Annotated in this window: 13 protein-coding genes; 2 read left to right on the top strand and 11 right to left on the bottom strand. The window is 72.8% G+C overall.

Annotated elements, in window-relative coordinates:
* Positions 1-11: 11 nt before the first annotated feature.
* Positions 12-2,180, bottom strand: a complete 2,169-nt coding sequence (locus ACZ46W_RS17420) for an FG-GAP-like repeat-containing protein (RefSeq protein WP_468338122.1) — start codon at positions 2,178-2,180, stop codon at positions 12-14.
* Positions 2,181-2,347: 167 nt separating this feature from the next.
* Here ACZ46W_RS17420 and ACZ46W_RS17415 point away from each other — a divergent pair, with 167 nt between their 5' ends.
* Complete coding sequence (locus ACZ46W_RS17415) at positions 2,348-3,097, top strand: DUF2470 domain-containing protein (RefSeq protein WP_468338119.1); 750 nt, start codon at positions 2,348-2,350, stop codon at positions 3,095-3,097.
* A 52-nt stretch (positions 3,098-3,149) separates the two neighbouring features.
* Here the strand turns inward: ACZ46W_RS17415 and ACZ46W_RS17410 are convergent, their stop codons facing one another.
* The gene (locus tag ACZ46W_RS17410; RefSeq protein ID WP_468338116.1) at positions 3,150-4,394 is read right to left on the bottom strand and encodes a cytochrome P450 family protein; all 1,245 of its coding nucleotides are present in this window, start codon (positions 4,392-4,394) and stop codon (positions 3,150-3,152) included.
* 173 nt (positions 4,395-4,567) lie between these two features.
* Here ACZ46W_RS17410 and ACZ46W_RS17405 point away from each other — a divergent pair, with 173 nt between their 5' ends.
* The gene (locus ACZ46W_RS17405) at positions 4,568-5,014 is read left to right on the top strand and encodes a lamin tail domain-containing protein (protein ID WP_468338113.1); all 447 of its coding nucleotides are present in this window, start codon (positions 4,568-4,570) and stop codon (positions 5,012-5,014) included.
* Positions 5,015-5,382: 368 nt separating this feature from the next.
* On the opposite strand, the gene ACZ46W_RS17400 is transcribed toward ACZ46W_RS17405, so the two are convergent.
* The 9 genes from ACZ46W_RS17400 to ACZ46W_RS17360 form a co-directional block, all read right to left on the bottom strand.
* On the bottom strand, positions 5,383-7,137 hold the full coding sequence (locus ACZ46W_RS17400; protein ID WP_468338110.1) for an immunity 49 family protein: 1,755 nt from the start codon (positions 7,135-7,137) through the stop codon (positions 5,383-5,385).
* Positions 7,138-7,216: 79 nt separating this feature from the next.
* On the bottom strand, positions 7,217-7,984 hold the full coding sequence (locus ACZ46W_RS17395; RefSeq protein ID WP_468338108.1) for a hypothetical protein: 768 nt from the start codon (positions 7,982-7,984) through the stop codon (positions 7,217-7,219).
* The gene (locus tag ACZ46W_RS17390; RefSeq protein WP_468338105.1) at positions 7,981-11,541 is read right to left on the bottom strand and encodes a hypothetical protein; all 3,561 of its coding nucleotides are present in this window, start codon (positions 11,539-11,541) and stop codon (positions 7,981-7,983) included. Before ACZ46W_RS17390 ends, ACZ46W_RS17395 begins: the two co-directional genes overlap by 4 nt.
* Entirely contained in the window at positions 11,538-11,963 is a 426-nt protein-coding gene (locus tag ACZ46W_RS17385; protein ID WP_468338102.1) for a DUF6507 family protein, read from the bottom strand. Before ACZ46W_RS17385 ends, ACZ46W_RS17390 begins: the two co-directional genes overlap by 4 nt.
* Before the next feature lie 70 nt (positions 11,964-12,033).
* Complete coding sequence (locus ACZ46W_RS17380; protein ID WP_468338099.1) at positions 12,034-12,348, bottom strand: pore-forming ESAT-6 family protein; 315 nt, start codon at positions 12,346-12,348, stop codon at positions 12,034-12,036.
* 30 nt (positions 12,349-12,378) lie between these two features.
* On the bottom strand, positions 12,379-12,711 hold the full coding sequence (locus ACZ46W_RS17375) for a hypothetical protein (RefSeq protein WP_468338096.1): 333 nt from the start codon (positions 12,709-12,711) through the stop codon (positions 12,379-12,381).
* A gap of 135 nt (positions 12,712-12,846) precedes the next feature.
* The gene (locus tag ACZ46W_RS17370; RefSeq protein WP_468338093.1) at positions 12,847-14,268 is read right to left on the bottom strand and encodes a DUF6177 family protein; all 1,422 of its coding nucleotides are present in this window, start codon (positions 14,266-14,268) and stop codon (positions 12,847-12,849) included.
* A gap of 22 nt (positions 14,269-14,290) precedes the next feature.
* Positions 14,291-18,277, bottom strand: a complete 3,987-nt coding sequence (eccCa, locus tag ACZ46W_RS17365; RefSeq protein ID WP_468338090.1) for a type VII secretion protein EccCa — start codon at positions 18,275-18,277, stop codon at positions 14,291-14,293.
* 37 nt (positions 18,278-18,314) lie between these two features.
* Positions 18,315-19,718, bottom strand: coding sequence for a MinD/ParA family ATP-binding protein (locus tag ACZ46W_RS17360; protein WP_468338087.1), 1,404 nt, complete (start codon positions 19,716-19,718; stop codon positions 18,315-18,317).
* Positions 19,719-19,742 lie beyond the last annotated feature (24 nt).

Genomic DNA, 19,742 nt, shown 5'->3' with positions numbered 1-19,742 from the left:
CGGCGGGCGTGTCAGTACAGGCCGCGGTAGTTCTGCCAGCCCGTGGAGATCGTGGCCGTCGCCCCGAAGGAGCCCTTGCCGTTGCCCTTGTTGCGCAGCAGCTTGCCGCTGGTGTCGCGGGAGAGGAGGTCGGGCAGGGAGTCGCCGGTGACGTCGCCGACGCCGATGATGTCCGTGCGCCCGGCGCCCCAGTCGCGGAACACCAGGGCCCGGGGCTTGAAGGTGCCCTTCCCGGTGCCGCTGTAGCGCCACAGCTCACCCGAACTGTCACGGGCCAGCAGGTCGCCGTTCCCGTCGCCGTCGATGTCACCCGCGCCGATCAGGCGGTAGCCCTTCCAGCCCGTGCCGACGCGGACGGCGGCGTCCAGGCCGCCGGACGCGTTCGACCGGTACAGGAACAGGTAACCGGTGGTGGTCTGGCGGGCCAGCAGGTCCGGCCGGCCGTCGCCGGTCATGTCGCCGGGACTGGTGACGGCGTCGAACGAGTTCCAGCCCTTGCCGATCTGCGCGTGCGGGGTGGCGTGGTCGACCGGCGCGTAGCGGCCCTCGCAACCGCCGCTGGCCCGCAACAGCTTGCCGTCGCTGGTCTTCAGCAGCATGTCGTCGCAGCCGTCACCGGTGATGTCGCCGAACGGGATGAACCGGGTGGCCGGGTCCCACCCGTGGTGCACGAAGGTTCCCGTGTTCGTGCCGAGGTAGTGCACGGAGAGCTTGCCGCCGCTGGTCATGGCGTAGTACTCGCCGAGCCCGTCGCCGGAGGCGTCGCGGTACACGGAACGGCCGCCCACCACCAGCGTGGTGCCCTCACCGATCCTCCGGTGCGGGCCGCCGTCGCCCGGGTCGGCGGTCAGCATCCACCGGTGCTGCCTGCCCGGCGCGAGCCTGCCGTCGGCGGTGCGGCCGTCCCACGTGGCGCGGATCGCGGCACCGTCCCGCCCCGTGCCGGTCAGCGTCCGCGACAGATTCCCCTGGGCGTCCCAGAAGGTCAGCGTCCAGGACGCCACCGGGCGGCTCAGCCGCCACTGGCCGCTCCACGCCGGCGTCTTCGCCCCGGGACGCAGGTCCATCGTGGTGGTCGTGCGCGCGTCGAGAGCGGTCACCGGCGAGCGCGGCACGTCCACCGGCACGATCCGGATCCGGTTCTCCTCGTCGACGTACGCCACGTGGCCGCCGTACTTGTCGACGGTCCACCGGGAGATCGTCGGCCGCTGCGCCAGCACCCGCTCGGACGGCGTCTCACCGGCGCCCCGGTGGAAGTCCAGCAGCCGCAGCTCGCCGTCGGCGGGCCGGCCGACCAGGAAGCCGTCGCCGAGCTGCCCCCAGCGCATCGCCTGCACCGGGATGCCGCTCGCCTTCTGGTGGTCCCACACCCCGGCCCGGGCCTCTTCGTCGCACTGCCAGAACAGCCAGCGCCCGACCGCCTGCATCGAGTCGGGCACGCAGTCCGATCCGGGGTCGACGTCGATGTCGGGCGTGGTGGCCTTCGTCCGCAGGTTGTACGCGTTGACGGTGCCCGCCGCCGTGCCCGGCTGCCACAGGCTGTCGCCCCAGACCGAGGACGCGGTGATGGGCCGGGAGTGCACCAGGCTTCCCTCGCCCGCGTCGGCCTTGTCGAACGAGCCGATGAGCTGCTGGCGCTTTTCCCAGTTGTCGACGATGACGTACTGCCCGGCCGCGCCGGCCACGAAGTCGCCGCCCGCAGGGTGCCCAGAGGCGAGCCCGACGCTGCTGGACGGCACCTGCCCGCCCGAGGCGTCCTGGCCGCCGTGCGGCACCTGGTAGCCGACGCGCCCGTCGCCGAGGGCCCACAGGCGGGAGTCGAACTCGCTGCAGAACTCGTCGGGGTCGCCGGCGCACGGATAGTTCATCCAGAAGTTGCGCTCGACGATCCGCTGGGGGCCGGGCTGGACGCTGCCGTGGGCGGGCAGGTCGTACTCGTACAGGACGCGCCCCGTCTCCGCATCCGGCCAGCCCGTCGCCGTGAGCCGCCCACCGCCCAGGGCGATCTGCTCCGGCCTCACGTTGCGGCCGTCGTAGGTGCCGAGCGTGATGACGGCCTCGCCCGTCGGCGACGGTTCCGCCGCCGACGCGGACGGGACCGGTGCGAGTCCGGTCACCGCGAGCGCGGTGACGGCGGGACCGAGTATCCAGCCCGGACGTCTCTTCCTGCGGGCGGTCATGTCTATGTCTGCTCCCATGTCGAACCTCTGATCGCTCTGACGCTATGACCACCCACCTGCCTCGGAGGTTGTACGGCGATCCGGACGGATGCCCTCCGGCGCGATGGTGGCGGTACCCAGCCCCCATCCGGTAGCTTAGGCAAGGCTTACCTAAGTGAGGAGAGATGATGAGCGGTGTCCCCGATGCCCGCACAACCGAGCCGACGGACGCGGAACGGGTCCGCTCGGTGCTCTCCGCCGCACGGTCGCTGACGGTGATCACGCACGGGTACCGCTGCGACCTGGCCGGTGTCCACCGCCTGGACGAGCGCGGCCGGCTGACGCTGCGTCTGCCGGCCGACGGCCACCTCGCCGCGGCGGTGGCCGGTGCGCCCGGGGGCGATCTGGCCGCCATGCTCCAGTTCACCGATGTGGCGCCGACCGCCGTCCGGGACCGGGTACGGGCCAGGGTGACGCTCTCCGGGTGGCTGACCCGGGCCCGGCGCGGAGCGGAGGCCCGGGCGGAGGCCCGCCAGGACGCAGTCGCGCTGCGCCTGGACCCCGTGCGCGTCACCCTCCACACGGGCGACGACGTCGTCTTCGTGGGCCTGGACGAATTCGTCCTCGCCGCGCCGGATCCGCTGGCGGACCACGAGGCGGCGCTGCTCCTCCACCTGACCGACGACCACCCCGACGCGGTGGCGCGCCTGGCCCGGCTGGTGGAACCGCGCCACCTGCACGGCGTCCGGCGCGTGGTGCCGCTGGCCCTCGACCGGTACGGGGTCACCCTCCGGCTCGAACACGCCAGCGCCCACCACGACGTACGGCTGCCCTTCACCCCGGCGCTGCGCGAGGCCGCCGAGTTCGGCGACCGCGTCCAGGCGCTGCTCGCGGCCGCCCACGCCTGCCCGCGCCGCCGCCTGCGCACCCGGCCGTGACGGACGATCGGGTCGCGGCCATCATCCGTGCCGCGCCACGCGCCGCCGCGCTCTACACGCCCCCGGCCCGCGAACCCAGCCGTACGGGCAGCGAACCGTGCCCGTTGGAGATGAAGGAGTCCACCGGCCGCAGCTCATCCGGCGGCACGGCCAACACCATGTCCGGGAACCGCTCGAAGAGCGCCGGCAGCGCGATACGGGCCTCCATGCGGCCCAGCGGGGCGCCCAGGCAGTAGTGGACCCCGTGGCCGAAGGCCAGGTGCTCCTTGTCGGCCCGGGTGACGTCGAAACGGTCGGCGTCCTTCCCGTACCGCTCGGGGTCACGCCCGGCGGCGGCGTACGCGGCCAGAATGGCGTCGCCCCGGCGGATGACCAGCCCGTCCACCTCGATGTCCTCGACCGCGTACCGCAGCGGCAGGCTGGCGACCGGCGCGTCCGAGCGCAGCGTCTCCTCGATGACGTCGTCCCAGGACGCGCGGCCCTCCCGGACGAGGGCGAGCTGTTCGGGGTGGGTGAGCAGGGCGTGGATGGCGTTGTCGATGAGGTTGACCGTGGTCTCGTGACCGGCGCCGATCATGAGCACCAGGGTGTCGAGCAGTTCCTGCTCGCTGAGCCGGGTGTCGCCCTCGTCGTCACGCGCCGCGATCAGGGCGCTGGTCATGTCGTCGGCGGGCGACCGGCGCTTGGCGGCGACCAGTTCACCCATCACGGCGTACAGCCGGGTGTAGGTGCCGGTGACCTCCTCCGGATCGGCGGAGGTGTGGAAGAGGCTGTCGACGATGGACCGCAGCTCCTCGCCCTTCTCCTCGGGAAGGCCGAACAGCTCGCTGATCACCTGGATGGGTAGCGGGTACGCGTACGCCTCCCGCAGGTCCACGACCAAGCCCCCGCGGCCCGCCTCGGCGATACGGTCCAGCAGGCCCGCTGTGATCTCCTCCACGCGCGGCCGCAGAGCGGCGGTCCGGCGCGCGGTGAACGCCTTGGCGACCAGGGTCCGCAGCCGCTTGTGCTCGCTCCCGTACGCGGTGAACATGTTGCGCACCGCGACCCAGGTGTACAGGGGCCACTCCGGCGGGATCTCGCCGTTGATCCAGGTCGGCCAGTGCCGGTGCGGGTCCTTCGAGACCCGCGGATCGGTGAGCAGCCGCTTCAGCGCCCCGGGACTGCTGACCGCCCACGCCTCCACCCCACCGGGCAGCACCACGCGCGCGACGGGGCCCCGCTCACGTAACCGCGCGGCCTCCCCGTGTATGTCGCTGCCGGTCGCGTCTATCACCACGGGGTCCTGATCACGCATCAGCGTCTCCCTGAACTCGCCTGCCAGTAGGGCGGATCACGCTACGCGCGGTACGGCCCGGGGACGAGACCGCGTCGGTTCACTCCCGATTGGTCGAAACCGACCGGTAACAACATCACCATATGGTGTGCTTTCCCCGCCGTGGAACGCACGGTTCACCTTGGGGAGGATTCTTGAAGGTTCGTCTCGCCGTCTCCACCACCGTCGTGGCCACCGCCGTCGCCGGCGGCCTGCTGACCGCCGCTCCCGCCCAGGCGGCGGGCGGTGTGAGCATCTACCGCGTGTACTACAACTCGCCGGGCACCGACGACCGCTCCAACACGTCGCTGAACGCCGAGTGGGTGCAGCTCTACAACTCCAGCTCGGCCGCCATCTCCCTCACCAACTGGAAGCTGAAGGACCGGGCCGGCTGGACGTACACCTTCAGCGGCACCATCGGCGCCAAGCGGTACGTGACGGTCCACACCGGCCGGGGCAGCAACACCGCGGGGCACCGGTACTGGGGCCGGTCGGCGTACGTGTGGAACAACGACGGTGACACCGCCTACCTGCGCAAGGCGTCGGGCACCCTCGTCGACTCGTGCTCGTGGAGCGCCACCGGCTCGTCGAAGTACTGCTGACACCCGCCGTCAGGGCGCCCGGGGGCCGGCACCCGGGCGCTCGCCGATACGGTGCGGGCATGGCCGACGTCTACGAACTCACGCTCGCGCTTGACCAGTGCGCACGTACGTGATCGCGGAGGAGGACGGTCCCCTCTTCCCCCCACCACGGGGAGGCATGGAAGGTGGGCGGCGCGCTCACCTCCGTGCTCACCCCCCGCCGCGCAGGCGGCTGGGCGCTCACCGTCCGCCAGGAAATGCACCCGGACCAGTACGACGAGGTGGGGGAGCTCCTCACCTGGCTGGCCACCAGGGCCACCGACCGCCACACCCGAGGAGTGGCAGCCGGACCCGCTGGTGGTGCGCGACGGGCGGACGGTGTGGCCGTCCTAGGCGGTGTGCAGGCGCCGCATGATGGCCATCAGTTCGTCGGGCGGCTCGACCGAGAAGGAGCGCGTCGCCTCGTCGATGCGCGTGAGGCAGGTGATGGCACCCTCGTGCCACCAGTACAGCCGCGGCAACAGCGGGCCCGGGTTGTCGTTGTGGGCGCCGAGGCCGAAGGCGGCCAGGTCGTTGACGGCGCCGACGACGTGCCGGTCCTCCAGCGGGTGGAAGGCGAGGTGGTGCCGGCTCGGCACGGTGAACAGCGCGCCGTCGGCCGGTAGTTCGCGCCCGGTCACGGCACGCGCGAGCTCGTCGAGGACCAGCGCCTTGCTGGCGACGAACATCGACTCGCCCGACACGACGTGCAGGGTCGCGCCGCTCTCCGTGCGGACGGTGTCGTACGCGACGGGCTCCCCGACCAGGTTGGCGCGGCCGGCGGCCCGCAGCGCCTCCAGCCCGGCGCGCGCGACGTCCTTGTCGTCCAGGACGCGTACGGTCTCCGGAAGGTCCAGCGCCAGCGTCTCCAGCAGCCCGGGCGCGATCTTCCGCGCGTAACGGAACGAGGACGCGACCTCCGGCGGGAAGGCGTCGTCCGGTACGAGCCGGAGGAAGACGTTCTCCAGCATCCGCTCGGGCGCGTCCGTCTTCGTGTGCGTGGCGCTCTCCAGAGCGCTGAAGTGCCGGTCCACCAGCTCGGGCCACGCCCGGGGATCGGCCCGCCGGCAGAACTCGGCGAGGTTGTGCAGGCTCTGGGTGCCCTGCTCGGCGTGGACGGTGGCCCCGGTGACGGTGACGGGCGTGCCACGATCGGCGTGGTGCCGGCGCACCAGGTCGCGCAGGTAGCCGGCCTGCCGGGTCGTCAGGGCGGGCAGGCCGGGGTCGTACGCGACCGCCCCGGTGTCGTACTCGCCCACCCAACTGCGCTGGAGCAGGTGCTTGGGCAGGTACTCGGACTCGACCTCGACCGGGATGCCCGCGTCATACGCCAGGCAGGCGACGGCCAGCGGCCCGAGCGCCACCAGGCCGTCGCCGCTGCGTGCCCGGGCCTCGTTCGCGGTCCAGTACTCCTTGTGCCAGGTCAGGGCGTCGGCGAGCGCCTTGTTGAACTCCTCGACCTGCTCGCGCCGGTAACGGTGGAAGAGTTCGATGGGCGGATAGAGGATCTTCAGCATCAGCTCCCGGCTCGCCACCCGCACGCCCTCGGGATCGGTGCCGTCCACCGCCGCGACCAGCGTGTCCCACATCTCCGGCCGCTGGAACCCGGCGTGCTGGAGCGTCTCCACCCACGGGTACACGTACTCGTCGAACTCGGCACCCGACGCCCGGAGGAAGGAGACGGGCACCTGGGCGAGCCGGTGGGCGCGTTCGTTCTCACGGCAGATCACCGCGAGGTAGTACGCGGTGAGCCAGTTCCCCGCGTGCAGGTACTCCCGCGGCCCGGTCGCGGGGAGGTGCCTCACCTCCCCCATGCTCCCGATCCGGCACGGCACCCGCCCCTCGGCCGCCATCCCGGCGTCGAACAGCGCCACCCCGGTCTGCATGGCCGTGACCCACGCTTCCCAGGTCGGGAACTCCGCCGCCCCGGGGTCGGTCAGGCACCGCCACTTGGCGGCCGCCAGCGTCTGCTCCAGCGCGTCGAATCGGTCGAACTCCGACGTCTCGACCCGCTGGAGCACCTCCTGGGCGCCCTTGACGACCGGTGCCATGGCTTCGGCCGCGTTGTCCGTGCGGAACTCATGGCGCGGTATGCGCGTGACCACCTGGCCACTCCTTGACTTGGGGTCGGCTCACCGGGTGAGGTCACGCAAGCGCACGGCTCACGAACGGCTCACCCGGGGTTCACGAAGAGCCGAGGATTCTCGCCGTGGCCGACTCGATGAACGCGGCGGCCTCGATCTCGGTGATCTTGACGTGGTCCACCTCGTTGTGACCGAGGTCGTACAGCCTCAGGTACTCGGTCGGCTCCCAGCGGAGGTTCCTGGTGAAGGCCTCGTCATAGGTTTGGTCCTCGTCGACGCGACGCCGGACGATGCCGCGCGGCTTGTGCCGGGGGTGGTCCTCGCTCACCTTCGCGTAGTAGGTGATCTGCCCCTCGGCGTCCAGTGCGTCGAGCGTGGCCGGGGCGAGGGTCAGGAACGGCGTGGCGGAGGCGTTGCTCTCCACGGTGCCGAGCCGGATCATCGCGCCGTTGAGATCGAGGTACTCCTCGAGGTAGTACCCACCGCCCCGCTCGTAGAAGAGCAGGAGCGGCTCGTAGGGGTCCGGCAGCTCCGCGGGCAGATCGTCACGGGCGTCCCGGAGCGCCGCCCAGCGGACGGCCGCTCGGCAGGTCCGCTTGAGCGAGGCGGGTGCCAGCCCGGACAGGGCTTCTTCGAGCTCGGCCGCGACATCGGCCGGGACGGAAACCTCCGCGTCGACGCGCTCCGCGATGTCGAAGAAGGGCCAGGCCTCCTCCGCCCCGTAGGCACGCGCCCACAGGGCCGCCCGGCGCAGGTATTCACGCATGAGCAGGGCGCGGGAGTTGGCGTGGTCGGACGCGCCGAGGTCATCGGCCCAGTCCACGGCACGCAGCCGTTCCAGCACCTGGCGTGAAGGGCTCTCGGTCACTTCACGTTCACCCCCTTGGCTCGCAGCTCCTGCACAATATCCTTCACGAAGTCATCGATGTTGGACAAATCGTCGGCGAGAACGGTCTTCGGGTGCTTGAGGCCGAGCTTCTGCCACTGCGTACCGAAGCCGCCCCGCACCGGGTTGGGGGCCAGGTCGTGCGCACCGGCCGCGGAGAGGCTCTTCGGGGACCTCCTGCCCTGGAAGTCGCCGTCCTCGCCGTACCGCCACAGGCCCGTCTGGTCGTGCAGGTACGGAAGGCCGCCCTTCATCAGCCGGCTCTCCACGTACTCGTGCGTCATCAGGTTCCGGAACTCCCTGATCTGGTCCGCGTCCAGCGTGCCCTTGCGGGCGCCGTCCCACAGGGCCGCGATGTCGTCGCGGGGGGTGAACAGACCGCGCTTCCACTCGCCGGGCCGGACGACCACATCGTGCAACTGCCGCATCATGTGCGTCTTCACCTGGCGGAGGACGGACTCGTTGAGGCCGGTGTTGCGGGCCATCACGGGCACGTCCACGTGGTTGGGGGTGCCCCGGAGCGAGTCGTACACGCTCGCCGCGTATGCCGAGGGCTCCTCCACCCAGCCCGCGCCGCCCCAGCCCCCGTCGGGGCCGTTGGTGTACGGGCTGGTGGCCTCGTCCGCGCCGTCGGCCGCGTCGTCACCCGTGCGAGCGGCATCGTCGGCGGCGCCGGCCGCTTCGTCGCCCAGGTCGCCCACGTCGTCCGTCACGGACGCGATGTCGTCCGCCGCCCCGTCGAGGTCCTTGCCGAGCCCGGACACCGCGTCGTCGGCGGCGCGTGAGCCGAGGCCGATGGCACCGGCGTCGTGCGGCACGGGCACCTTGCCGAAGAGCTCCGTCTGCTCGGCCCTGATCGCCGCGAGCTCGTCGGCGCTGACTCCGGGCAGACGCTCCTTCTCGTACAGGGCGTGGCCGTCCATCTTGGCCGCGAAGCTTTCCGGCGTGTGGAACTGAAGCTCGAAGACCTGGCCGCTGACCGGGTCCCGCCACGTGGAGTTGATGCCCTTGTAGCCGGCGGAGTCCCAGGTGTTCTTGAACGTGACGTTCTCGAAGCCCCTGGCCTGGAGATCGTCGATCGCCTGCTGCACCCCACGGCCGTAGCCGCGGCTCGGGACCTCCATCGTGTAGCGGATGGAGTCCTTGATGCCGTCGAGCACCCGGGTGTGGTCCATGCCGATGTCTTCGAGCATGTCCGTGGCGATCTTGCGCTTGAGGGAGTCCTCGCCCTTGAGGCGGTACTCGAGCCCGATCAGCCGGCCGTTGTCCACCCGGCCGGCGATGGCCTGCATCGACTCGGTGATGCGGGGCTCCGCCTCGGCGGACCGGCGCATGAAGTCGTCCGCGGCGGCGTTGGCGGTCCGGTCCAGGGTCAGGCCGTTCTCGCCCACCCAGGAGCCGTCGGGGAGGTTGCCGCGCGGGGCGTCGGGCACCGTCGGCTCCGCTCCGCCGAAACCGCCGTCGTGCGGCGGAGGCGGGACGTGGTCGCCGCCGCTGCCACCGGTGCCCTGCGAACCGGCGTCCGGCCCGTCGTGGCCGCCCGTGGCCGGACCCTCGCCGTGGCCGGCCGGGGCCCCGTTGTCGGCGGTCGAACCGCCGGGCACGCCGTTGTCGGCCGTCGAACCGCCGGGAGGCACGTCGCGGCCGCCGCCCGTGGGCGGGGTGTTGTCCAGGCTGTTGGTGGGCAGGTGGTCGCCCGCGCCGCCGCCCGGGAGGTGGTTGGCGCCGCCACCCGGGAGGTTGTTGCCCGCCTGGCCCGTGGGCAGGTTGTCGGTGAGGCCACCCGGGAGGTTGTTGCCGGCCTGGCCCGTGGGCAGGTTGTCGGCGAGGCCCGCCGGGGAGTCCGGGACGCGGCCCACGTCGCCCAGGTTGGTGTCCAGGCTGTCGCCGAGGTGGATGGCGGTGTTGTCGCCCGCGTGGACCGCGGCGCCCGCCATGGCCGGGACCTTGGCCGGGGTGTCGACGCGGGGGTTGTCCGCGCCGGCGGCGGGGCGGTCGACGGTGTCCGTCGGGGCGTCCTTGACGTCGCTGACGACCTTGCCGTTCTCGTCCAGGACGTTGCCCTGGCCGTCGAGGTAGCGCGCCGGGGCGCCCTCGTCGACCGGGAGGGGCGTGGCGTCCGCCGGGACGGCCGGGGTGTCCTTGGGGAGGGCGATCGTGCCCTCCTGGAGCGGGACCGAGCCCGCCGGGGCCGGGACGTCGTCGGGGAGCTTGACCACACCGTCGCCGAGGTCGACCGCGCCCGTGGGGACCGGGGTGCCCTCGGGGAGGCGGACCGCGCCGGAGGGCACCTCGATGGCGCCCGCGGGCACGGGGGCACCGTCGGGCAGGTTGATCGTGCCGTCGGGGCGCATGAGCGAGCCCTCGGGAAGGACGACCGTGCCCTCGGGGATCGGCGGCATGTTGATGTTGCCCATGCCCTTGAGGCCGTTCATCACGTCGCCGATCTTCGTGATGCCCGCGCCCGCGCCCTTGAAGAGGTACGTCGTCGGGTCGATCGCCCGGCCGGCCCTGCCCGCGAAGGAGATCGCCTTGGCGGCCGCGCCCGCCTTGCCCGCGCCCGCCGCCGCGCCGCCCGCGCCGCCGGTGAAGACCGTGGTGAGCACGTTGAAGGTGACCGCGCCGGCGGCCCGGGCCGGGTTGGAGCCCCACTGGTCCCAGGCGACCAGCGCCTTGCCGGTCTCCTTCATCGCCGTACGCGAGTCCCGGATCCAGCCGGGCAGGTCCTTGTCGTCGGCCAGCCAGAACGCCGCGCCCAGCGGGCTGGCGGTGATGACCAGACCGGTGGCGAGCTGCCCCAGGCCCTTCCAGGCCTGACCGGCCGCGTCCCAGCCCTGGAAACCGACGAGGGTGCCCAGGCCCTTGATGGTGCCCCACACGCCGTCGACGATGACGCCCTTGCCGAAGTCGTAGGCGTGCTCCCACACCTGCCACCACGGCGTCGACTCCTCCACCGCGTCGCCCCACGGCAGGCTCTTGGCCTGCTTGAGGGCCTCGGCGTCGTAGCCGTACATGTCCTTGCCGTTGGAGCCGTCGTTGACCTTCAGCGCCTTGCCGCCGACCAGGGCGACGATCTTCGCGTGGGCGGCCCGCTCGGCGGCCTGGAACTGGGTCCAGACCTCGGCGATCTCGTTGCGGCGGTCGTTGTTCTCCTCGACCAGGTCGCCGTCCTCGCGCCACTTGTCGTCGTCGGCGATCTTCTCGCGGAAGGCGACGGCGTCCCGGCGCAGGTCGTCCAGCTTCTGCTTCAGGGGGCGGATGTCACTGGCGTAGGTGCCCAGCGCGCCCGCGATCGTGCACATGTCGGAGCTGATGTCGAGCGCCTTGTCCTTCACCGGCTGCGTGGTGGCGAACAACTGCTCCGCCTCGGGCGCCTTGTAGAAGGACCGGAGGCCGCCGAAGGACGTGTGGACGTCCCCGGCGGCGGTCGCGATCTTGCCACCGGCGCCGGACAGCGCCTTCACCTTCTCGTCGAGCAGTTCGAGATTGCCGGTGAAGACCGGGATTTCGGCCGGGTTGACCGGCTGGTTCTCGCTCACTTCTTCCCCCCGAGCTCCTTCAGCAGGTCCAGCCGCACCTGCCGCGCCGCGTCCTGGGCCTGCTTGGCCTGGTCCAGGTCACCCTCGACGTACTCGTTGGTCGCCGTGGCCGCGCCGATGACGGCCGCCTGGATGCGCTTGGCCATGGGCTCGAAGTGCGTCTTCTGCCGCCCCGTCATGTACTCGGCCAGCGCCGCCCCGACCGGGCCGGTCGCCTTCTGCGTCAGCGGCTTGCCGGAGGCCGTCGGCCCCTGCAACGGAATCTCGGCCGCCGAACCCGGCACGGCCGTACCCGCCGCCTGCGCGGCCTGCTGCATGTCCGTGACCAGGGCGTTGAGGGCCTTCTCCAGATCCCCGGCATGCGTGCCGACGACCTTGAGCTGGCCCTGCACCCCCTGGGGCTGGATGTCCCACGACGTCATGAACGCTCCCCCTGCGAACCCCTGCTAATCCTGCTGCCCTGCTTGCCTCAGCGCCCGCACCCGCGACGCGTCAGCCGATGTTGTCGACCGCGGCCTTCGCCCGCTGGAGGGTCTGCTGCGCCGTCGCGTCGTTCTTCTCCAGCGTCGTCTTGAGCAGTTGGATGATGTTGCGGACCTCCTGCGAGGCCGCGTTCCAGCGCAGCTCCTTGCCGTGGTACTCGTCCGCCACGCCGTCGGCCGCGAAGTCCGTCATCGCCGCCTTGACCTGCGCGTCACGCGCGGTGATCACCTGCTCCAGGCGCGCGATCACGGCCTGGATGTTCATCTGCGCCTCGGACGAGGCACCCGTGTCGTACGAACGACGGTCGCTACCCGCAGCAGCCATCACAAATCAACTCCCCGTGTACGGATCGGTCTAGCGGCCCGAGAAACGCGCCGCGTCGAAGTTCGCCGCCGACATCTGCGTCCGCGCGTTGTCGCCCTGCTCCTGGTCACCGGAGCCGAAGGCCGACTCCATGCCCGACTGGCCGCCCAGGATGGCCGCCAGCGAGCCGTTCAGCGCCGCCGTGATCTCGTCCGAGCGCGACTTGAACGAGTCGAACGCCACCTTGCCCGCGCCGTTGAACTTGCCCTCCAAGGGCGCCGCCGCCTGGACGAGCTGACGGATCAACAGGCCCAGGTCATTGCTCGAACCCTGCGACTGAGACATCAGGGTCGACAGAACCTGCGCCCCCATATCGAACTTCATCGGGCTCTCCCCCCGCTGCGATGGACGATCGTATGGATCGAATGTACGACATGCCTATCAACTCATGCGTCGCTCTTGCAATCAGCAATCACACACCCGGGACCCTCTGTGACGAACACATGACATCCGACGGGGTCATTCGCCCTTCAGGTGCCGCACCAACCGCTCGAAGTCCCGCCACCCCGACAGGTCCGAGGGGTCGCCGGGCAGCGGGTAGTACAGCGCCGGGCGGGTTTTCGGGCCCAGCGGGACAGGGGCACGGTCCAGCGGCGTGTTCCGGGCACGGTCGCCGGGCATGGCACGGACCTCATCCGCGCCGAGCACGAAGGCCAGCGGGACGCCCGGCCCCTCGAAGCGCGGCGGCACCGCCAGGTCACGCCGTGCTTTGCGGAGTTGTACGAGCATCGACTGGAGGTGGTGACGGGTGGCGAGCACCTCCGCAGCCCGCCGCACCGCGTCCACCGGCGCCTCCTCGCCGGCCCCGTACCCGAACGCGAGCGTGACCTCCTCCTCCACGCCCGCCTTCGTACGGCTGACGCGCACGGTGGCGAGGCCGGGCCGCTGCGGGCTGCCGACCACCACGACCCACGTCGGCTCGGGGGCCCGCTCGTGGGCGACGTCGGTCAGCCGGCGCAGCGACCACGGCAGGTTGGCCGGCTCCGCCGTGCCCCACCCGGCGGGCGCCTCGCCCGTCAGCTCGCGCCACACCGCCTCCAGGGCGCCGCCCAGCACCAGCCGGTCGTCCGCCGGGTGCACCGTGCGGAACGTCAGCGCCAACTGCCGCTCACCGGTGTCCTCGACGCCCTCCTGGTACGAGGCCGCCACCCGGGCGCGCGGCTCCTCGTCCGTGGAGCCGGGCGCCGCGACGGGGGCGAACATGCCGTCCCGCCACGCCAGCACCGCGCCGGACAGCCCGTCGTAGTAGCCGTCCCGCTCGTCCTGCACGACCCACCGCGACGGCCAGCCGGGCAGGCTGCCCCGTACCGCCGGGGAGAGCGTCGTACCGGCCGGGCTGACGATCTGGAGCCCCAGCCCGCCCTCGGCCGCCGCCCGGAACGCGTCCGCGAGCCACGCCGTCATGGCCACCACCGGGCGGTCCTGGATGACGACGGCGACCTTGTCGGTGAGGACGTCCACGGCGGGCGTCGCGGCCTCCGCCGGAGGCGCCACGCCCACGCCCTGTGACGCCACCACGGCCAGCGACCGGGCGGCCTCGGGCGGCCACGCCGAGCCGCCCGTCAGCGAGGTCAGCCGGGCGGCGAACGTGCCCGCCAGCCGCTCCGCCTCCGCGACCCCGGTCGTCGCGCGGGCCTCGGTCCACCAGAACGGCACCGGCGGCGGCGTCGCCCCCAGCAGCCGCTCGGCCTCGCCCGCGACCTGCACCAGCAGCGGCGCCTCGACGGAGACGAGCGGCCGGCCCTCCTCGTCGCAGAGCTGGACGACGGCGTCCTCGCCGGTGGTGTTCACCAGCTTGTCGGGGCCGCCGGAGAGCAGGCCCGCGAGCACGCTCCACGGGTCGGGCATGCGCTCGGTGAGGGCGATGACGTCCTTGGTCATGGGTCCGTCCGGTCCTTCTTCATCAGTGGTCGGGTGTGTACACCGTCTGGATCAGGCGGTTCGACTGGCCCCTGCGGATCAGGACGCCCCGGCCCGGCGGCTGCTGCGAGGCGTACACGCCCGGGAACAACTGCCCCTCGCTGCGGTCGCCCGCCATGAGGATCGCCGACGCCCCCGACTCGCGCAGCCCCTGCACCAGGGGCTCGTACATGCCGCGCGACGCGCCCGCGACCCGGCGCGTCAGCACGAAGTGCAGGCCGATGTCGACCGCCGAGGGGATGTACGGCAGGAACGGCGCGAGCGGCGCCTGCCCGGCCGTCGTGAGCACGTCGTAGTCGTCGACGAGGACCACGATCCGCGGACCGCTGCCCCAACTGCCCGGCTCCAGGTCCTCCAGGCGGGCGGTCTCGTCGGGCAGCCGCTTCTCCAGCTCGGTGGCGATACCGGCGGCCAGGCCCCCGCACAGCTTGGCGTTGTACGCGTACCCGCCGAGGAACTCCTCGGGCACGACGCCCCTGAGGCCCCGCCGCGGGTCCATGACGGCGAGGACCAGCTCGTCCTCCCCGTACCGGTCGATCAGCCCGCCCGCGATGGTCTTCAGCAGGTTGGTCTTGCCGCACTCGCTGTCGCCCATCACCAGCAGGTGCTGATCGTGCTCGAACAGGTCGAGCAGCACCGGCGCGAGCGCCGTCTGGTCCAGGCCGATCGGCACCCGCTTGGGCTCGGCGACCGGCCCCGGCAGCAGGTGCGGCTCCAGGACGTGCGGCAGGACCCGGACCGGCTGGGCCACCTCGCCGCTCCAGGCGGCGCGGACCTGGCGGGCGGTGCGCTCCAGGACGGTGCCCAGCTCGGTGGCGTCGGACAGCCCGTCCGTACGCGGCAGGGCGGCCTGCGCGAACAGTTGCCCGTCGGTCAGGACGCGGCCGGGCTCGTCGGGCGAGAGGGTCTCGGCGAGCTTGCGGTCGATGCTGGTCTCGGTGGCGTCGTTGAGGCGCAGCTCGACCCGGGTGCCGAAGTACGACTGGGTGGCGATGCGCACGTCGTTCCAGCGGAGCATGCCGGCCACGACGTGGATGCCGTACCCGCCGCCGCGCTTGAGGATGTCGACGACGGCGTCGTCCAGCTCGTCGAAGTCGTCGCGCAGCGCGCCGAAGCCGTCGATGACGAGCACGATCTCGGCGGAGGCGAGCTGCGGCAGCCGGCCCGCCGCGTGCAGGGTGCGCAACTGCTCGACGGAGTCGATGTTGTGCTCGCGGAAGAGGTCCTCGCGGGCCGCGAGCATGTTCCGCACCTCTTCGACGGTGCGGGCGGCGCGCTCGCGGTCGGCGCGGCTCGCGATGCCGCCGACGTGCGGCAGGCCGGAGAGGGCCTGGAGGCCGCCGCCGACCAGGTCGAGGCCGTAGACGCCCACCTCCTGCGGGGTGTGGGTGAGGGCGAGCGAGAGGACGAGCGTGCGCAGCAGGGTGGTCTTGCCGGACTGGGGGCCGCCGATGACGGCGGCGTGGCCGCCCGCGACCGTGAGGTCCAGGTACCACTGGCCCTGCCACTGCTTGGTCGGGTCGTCCAGCAGGCCGAGCGGCACCTGGAGCGGGCCGCGGCGGCCGGCGAGCTGCATGCCCCGCGGGCCGGCCTCAAGGGGGCCGGCGACCTGGTCGAGGGCGACCGCGGCGGGCAGCGGCGGCAGCCAGATGCGGCGCACCGGGTCGGTCGGCGCGTTCTCCAACTGCTCGACCATCACGCCCAGTTCGGTGGGCCCGGTCTCGCGGCGCCGTACCGTGGCCGCCTCCTGCGCGCCGGACTCCTCCGCCTGGCCGAGGGTGTTGTACGCCTCGTACTCCAGGGCCAGCGGCCCGGTGTCCTCGTCCTCCACGCGCCGCACCGGGCCGCGGTAGGCACCGGAGACGTAACTCGCCTTGAACCGCTCGTAGTGGCTGGTGTCCACCTTCAGGAAGCCGAAGCCGGGCAGCGGCGGCAGGTGGAAGGCGTCGGTGGTGTCCAGGACCGTGCGCGACTCGTCGGCGGAGAAGGTGCGCAGGCCCAGGCGGTACGACAGGTAGGTGTCCAGGCCCTTGAGCTTGCCGCCCTCGATGCGCTGGCTGGACAGCAGCAGGTGCACGCCGATGGAGCGGCCGATGCGGCCGATGGACAGGAACAGGTCGATGAAGTCCGGCTTGGCGGTCAGCAGCTCGCCGAACTCGTCGATGACGATGAACAGGTGCGGCAGCGGGTCCAGGTCGGGCCGCTTCTCGGCGCGCAGCGCCGCGTAGTCGCCGATGTCGGCGACGTTGCCCGCGTCCTTGAGGACCTGCTGGCGGCGCTTGACCTCACCGGCGAGCGAGGCGTGGACGCGCTCCACGAGACCGGCCTGGTTCTCCAGGTTGGTGATGACACCGGCGACGTGCGGCAGGTCCGCGAAGGGGGCGAAGGTCGCGCCGCCCTTGTAGTCGACCAGGACCAGGGCGAGGTCCTCCGGCGGGTGGGTGGCCACCAGCGCCAGGACGAGGGTGCGCAGCAGCTCCGACTTGCCGGAGCCGGTCGCGCCGACGCACAGGCCGTGCGGGCCCATGCCCAGCTCGGAGGACTCCTTCAGGTCGAGCAGCACCGGCTCGCGGGAGTCGCTGATGCCGATCGGTACGCGGAGGAAGGCGCGCTCGCCGCGCGGCGCCCACAGCGTCGCCAGGTCCAGGCGCGCCACGTCGTCGATGCCGAGCAGGTCGGCGAAGTCGACGGGCCCGGACAGCGGCGCGTCGACCAGCGACTCGGCGGACAGCCGCAGCGGCGCCAGCATGCGGGCCAGGCCCTCGGCGAAGGGGACGGACACCTCGTCGACCGTGCCGTGCGCGCTGACCGGCTCCTGCTCGCGCAGGTCCTCGATGAGCACCTGGTCGCCGTCGACGGTGATGCGGACGCCGACGTGGCCCGGCTCCTGGACGCGCTGTTCGACCAGGTGCAGGACGGTGACGCCCATCTCGCGCAGCCCCACCGCGTCGTCGGGGCGCGGCAGGTCGACGGCGTCCTCGCCGTGCGCGTCGGTGACCACGAGCAGCCGGGACGACATCGACAGGGCGTCCTTGCCGGACAGGCCGCGGCGGACCTCGGCGGCGTAGGAGGCGCGGCGGCGCAGTTCGGGGCCGAGCTGCCGGGCGAGCTGCGGCGCGGAGGGGGCGATGCGGCGGGCCGCGACGGGGCCGTCGAACTGCTCGGTGTCGAGCAGGTGCGGCATCCACTTGGCCCACTCCCAGTCGGCCAGCCGCCCGCCGGGCACCGCGAGCGCGATGGCCACGTCGTCGGGGGCGTGCATGGCGGCGGCCTGCACGAGCAGGGCGCGGGCGACGCGCAGGCAGTCCTCGCGGGGGCCGACGACGCTGATGTTGCCGACGCGGTCCAGCGGGACGGTCAGCGGGAGTTCGGTGCCGGTGCGGAAGCGGTCCATCAGCGCCGACGCCTCGTTGAGCATGAAGCGGTCGGGCGGGGTGAGGACGGACGAGCCGCCCTGGTCGGCGATCCTCAGGTCGCGTACGGGCATCTCGCCGGTGCCCACGCGGACGCGGAGGAAGTCCGCGTCGAGCCGGCGGCGCTCCCACAGACGTGCCGGGTCGCGGACGATGTCGTACAGCGCGTGCGGCGGCGGGTTGAGGACATCGGCGCGCTCGCGCCGCTCGCGCTCCTCGGCGGAGAGCTCCTCGCGCAGGTCCTCCAGGTAGGCGAGGTAGGCCTCGCGCTGGGTGCGGCGGGTGCGCTGGGCCTTGCCGCGCTGCGAGAAGACGAGCACGAGCGAGCCGATGATGGTGATGACGAGGATCAGCGCGCCCAGTGCGGCGAACTGGCTGTTGCGTACGACGGTCATCATCACGACGGACGACATGACACCGGCGACGGGCAGCAGCGACATCGCGATGTTGCCGCCCTTGCCCTCGGGGAGGTTGGGCGGCGCCTCGATGGTGCGCGCCTCGGAGGCGGCCGGGGGCCGGGTGGTCCTGGCGGGGCGGTGTATCAGTCGGGTGCTCATCGTGTCCCTGGGTCCCTGTGTCCCTGTGTCCCTCGCCTCAGTGGCGCTTCTGGGAGAGCTGGAAGACGTCGGCGGCCAGGCGGGTGGCGGCCTGCCGGGTGGGCCGGGCGAGCAGCTCGGTACGGATCGGGCCGCCGGCGGCCAGGTGCCGGTCGTAGGGCAGGACCTGGACGCTCGCCCCGGTGGAGGCGAGCCTCTCGGCGGCCTTGTCGAGGTCGAGCCCGGTGTGCGGCACGAGTTCGGTGAGGACGACGACGGTGCCGGCGATGACGTGGCGGGGCAGGCCCTGCATCCACTGGAGCACCGCGTAGGTGCTGGTGATGCCCTCCAGCGTGGCGGGCGCGGTCAGGACGCGGGCCTGGGCGGCGGACAGCGCGACGCGGGCGACCTCGGCGGGCAGGGTCTCGCAGTCGACGACGGTCACGCCGAAGTAGCGGCGCAGCGCCACCATGACCCGCTCGTACGCGCGGGTGTCCAGCATGGCCCCGATCTGGCCCTGGCTGCCGGGCAGAAGCCAGGCGTTGTCGGGCAGTTGGACGAGGTAGCCGGTGACGTCGAGCAGCGACATCTGCGGCTCGACGATGCCGGCGACGTCGCCGGTGGTCCACCGCAGCGTCTCGGCGCCGAGCCGCAGCGGCAGCGACCCGAGCGCCGGGTCGGCCTCCACGAGGAGGACGGGGTCCTGCCGGTAGTGCGCGTACGTGAGCCCCAGCAGCGCGGCGACCGTCGACTTGCCGGCCCCGCCCCGGATGGACGTGACGGCGATCTGCCGCCCGGTCGTCACCGGCTGCTGGAGCGTCTCGGCGGTACGGGTGGTCTCGGCGACCTCGCGGGCGGCGGACGACGACACGGTACGGCGCACGGCCCGCACGGCCCGGGTGGCGAACCCCTCCCCGTGACGCGCCTTGCGCCCGGCGGCGGCGAGCCCCTTGTCGACGACGGGCCGGGAGTCGGGGGTGGTGGGCGCGGTCCGGTGCTGGGCGTACGCCCCGGGGGCGGCCGCCTGGTGCGGGTGCGCCTGGGGGTGGGGCCGGTACTGCTGGGGGGCCTGCGGCTGGGGCGGCGGGTACGCGGCCGGGGCGGTGGGCGCGGGCGGCGCGGGGGCCTGGTGGGCGTACCCGGCCGGGGGCTGGGGCGCGCCCTGGGGCGCCGTGCCGGCCGGGCCGGGGGCCGGGGAGGCCGCCTGGTGCGGCAGGGGGACGGCCGTGTTCGTTCCCTGCACCGGGGCGCCGTCCCCCGGGGTGGCCGGGGCGACGGGCGCCGCGCCCGGGGGCACCGGAGTGCCGGGCGTACCGGCCGCGTCGGGCGTGCCCGGTGCGACGGGCGTGCCGGGCGTGTCCGGGGCCTGGCCCTGGGCGTCCTCCCGCGGCGTGGCCTGCCGGGCCGCACCGGCGCGCAGGTCGCGCAGGACGTCGCCCTGCCAGTTGTCTCCGTTCGGCATGTCTGCCCTTCTTCTCCCGCCCTG

It is taken from the genome of Streptomyces sp. NPDC031064 (assembly GCF_055570965.1).
This window is presented reverse-complemented; position numbering and strand designations above follow the sequence as displayed.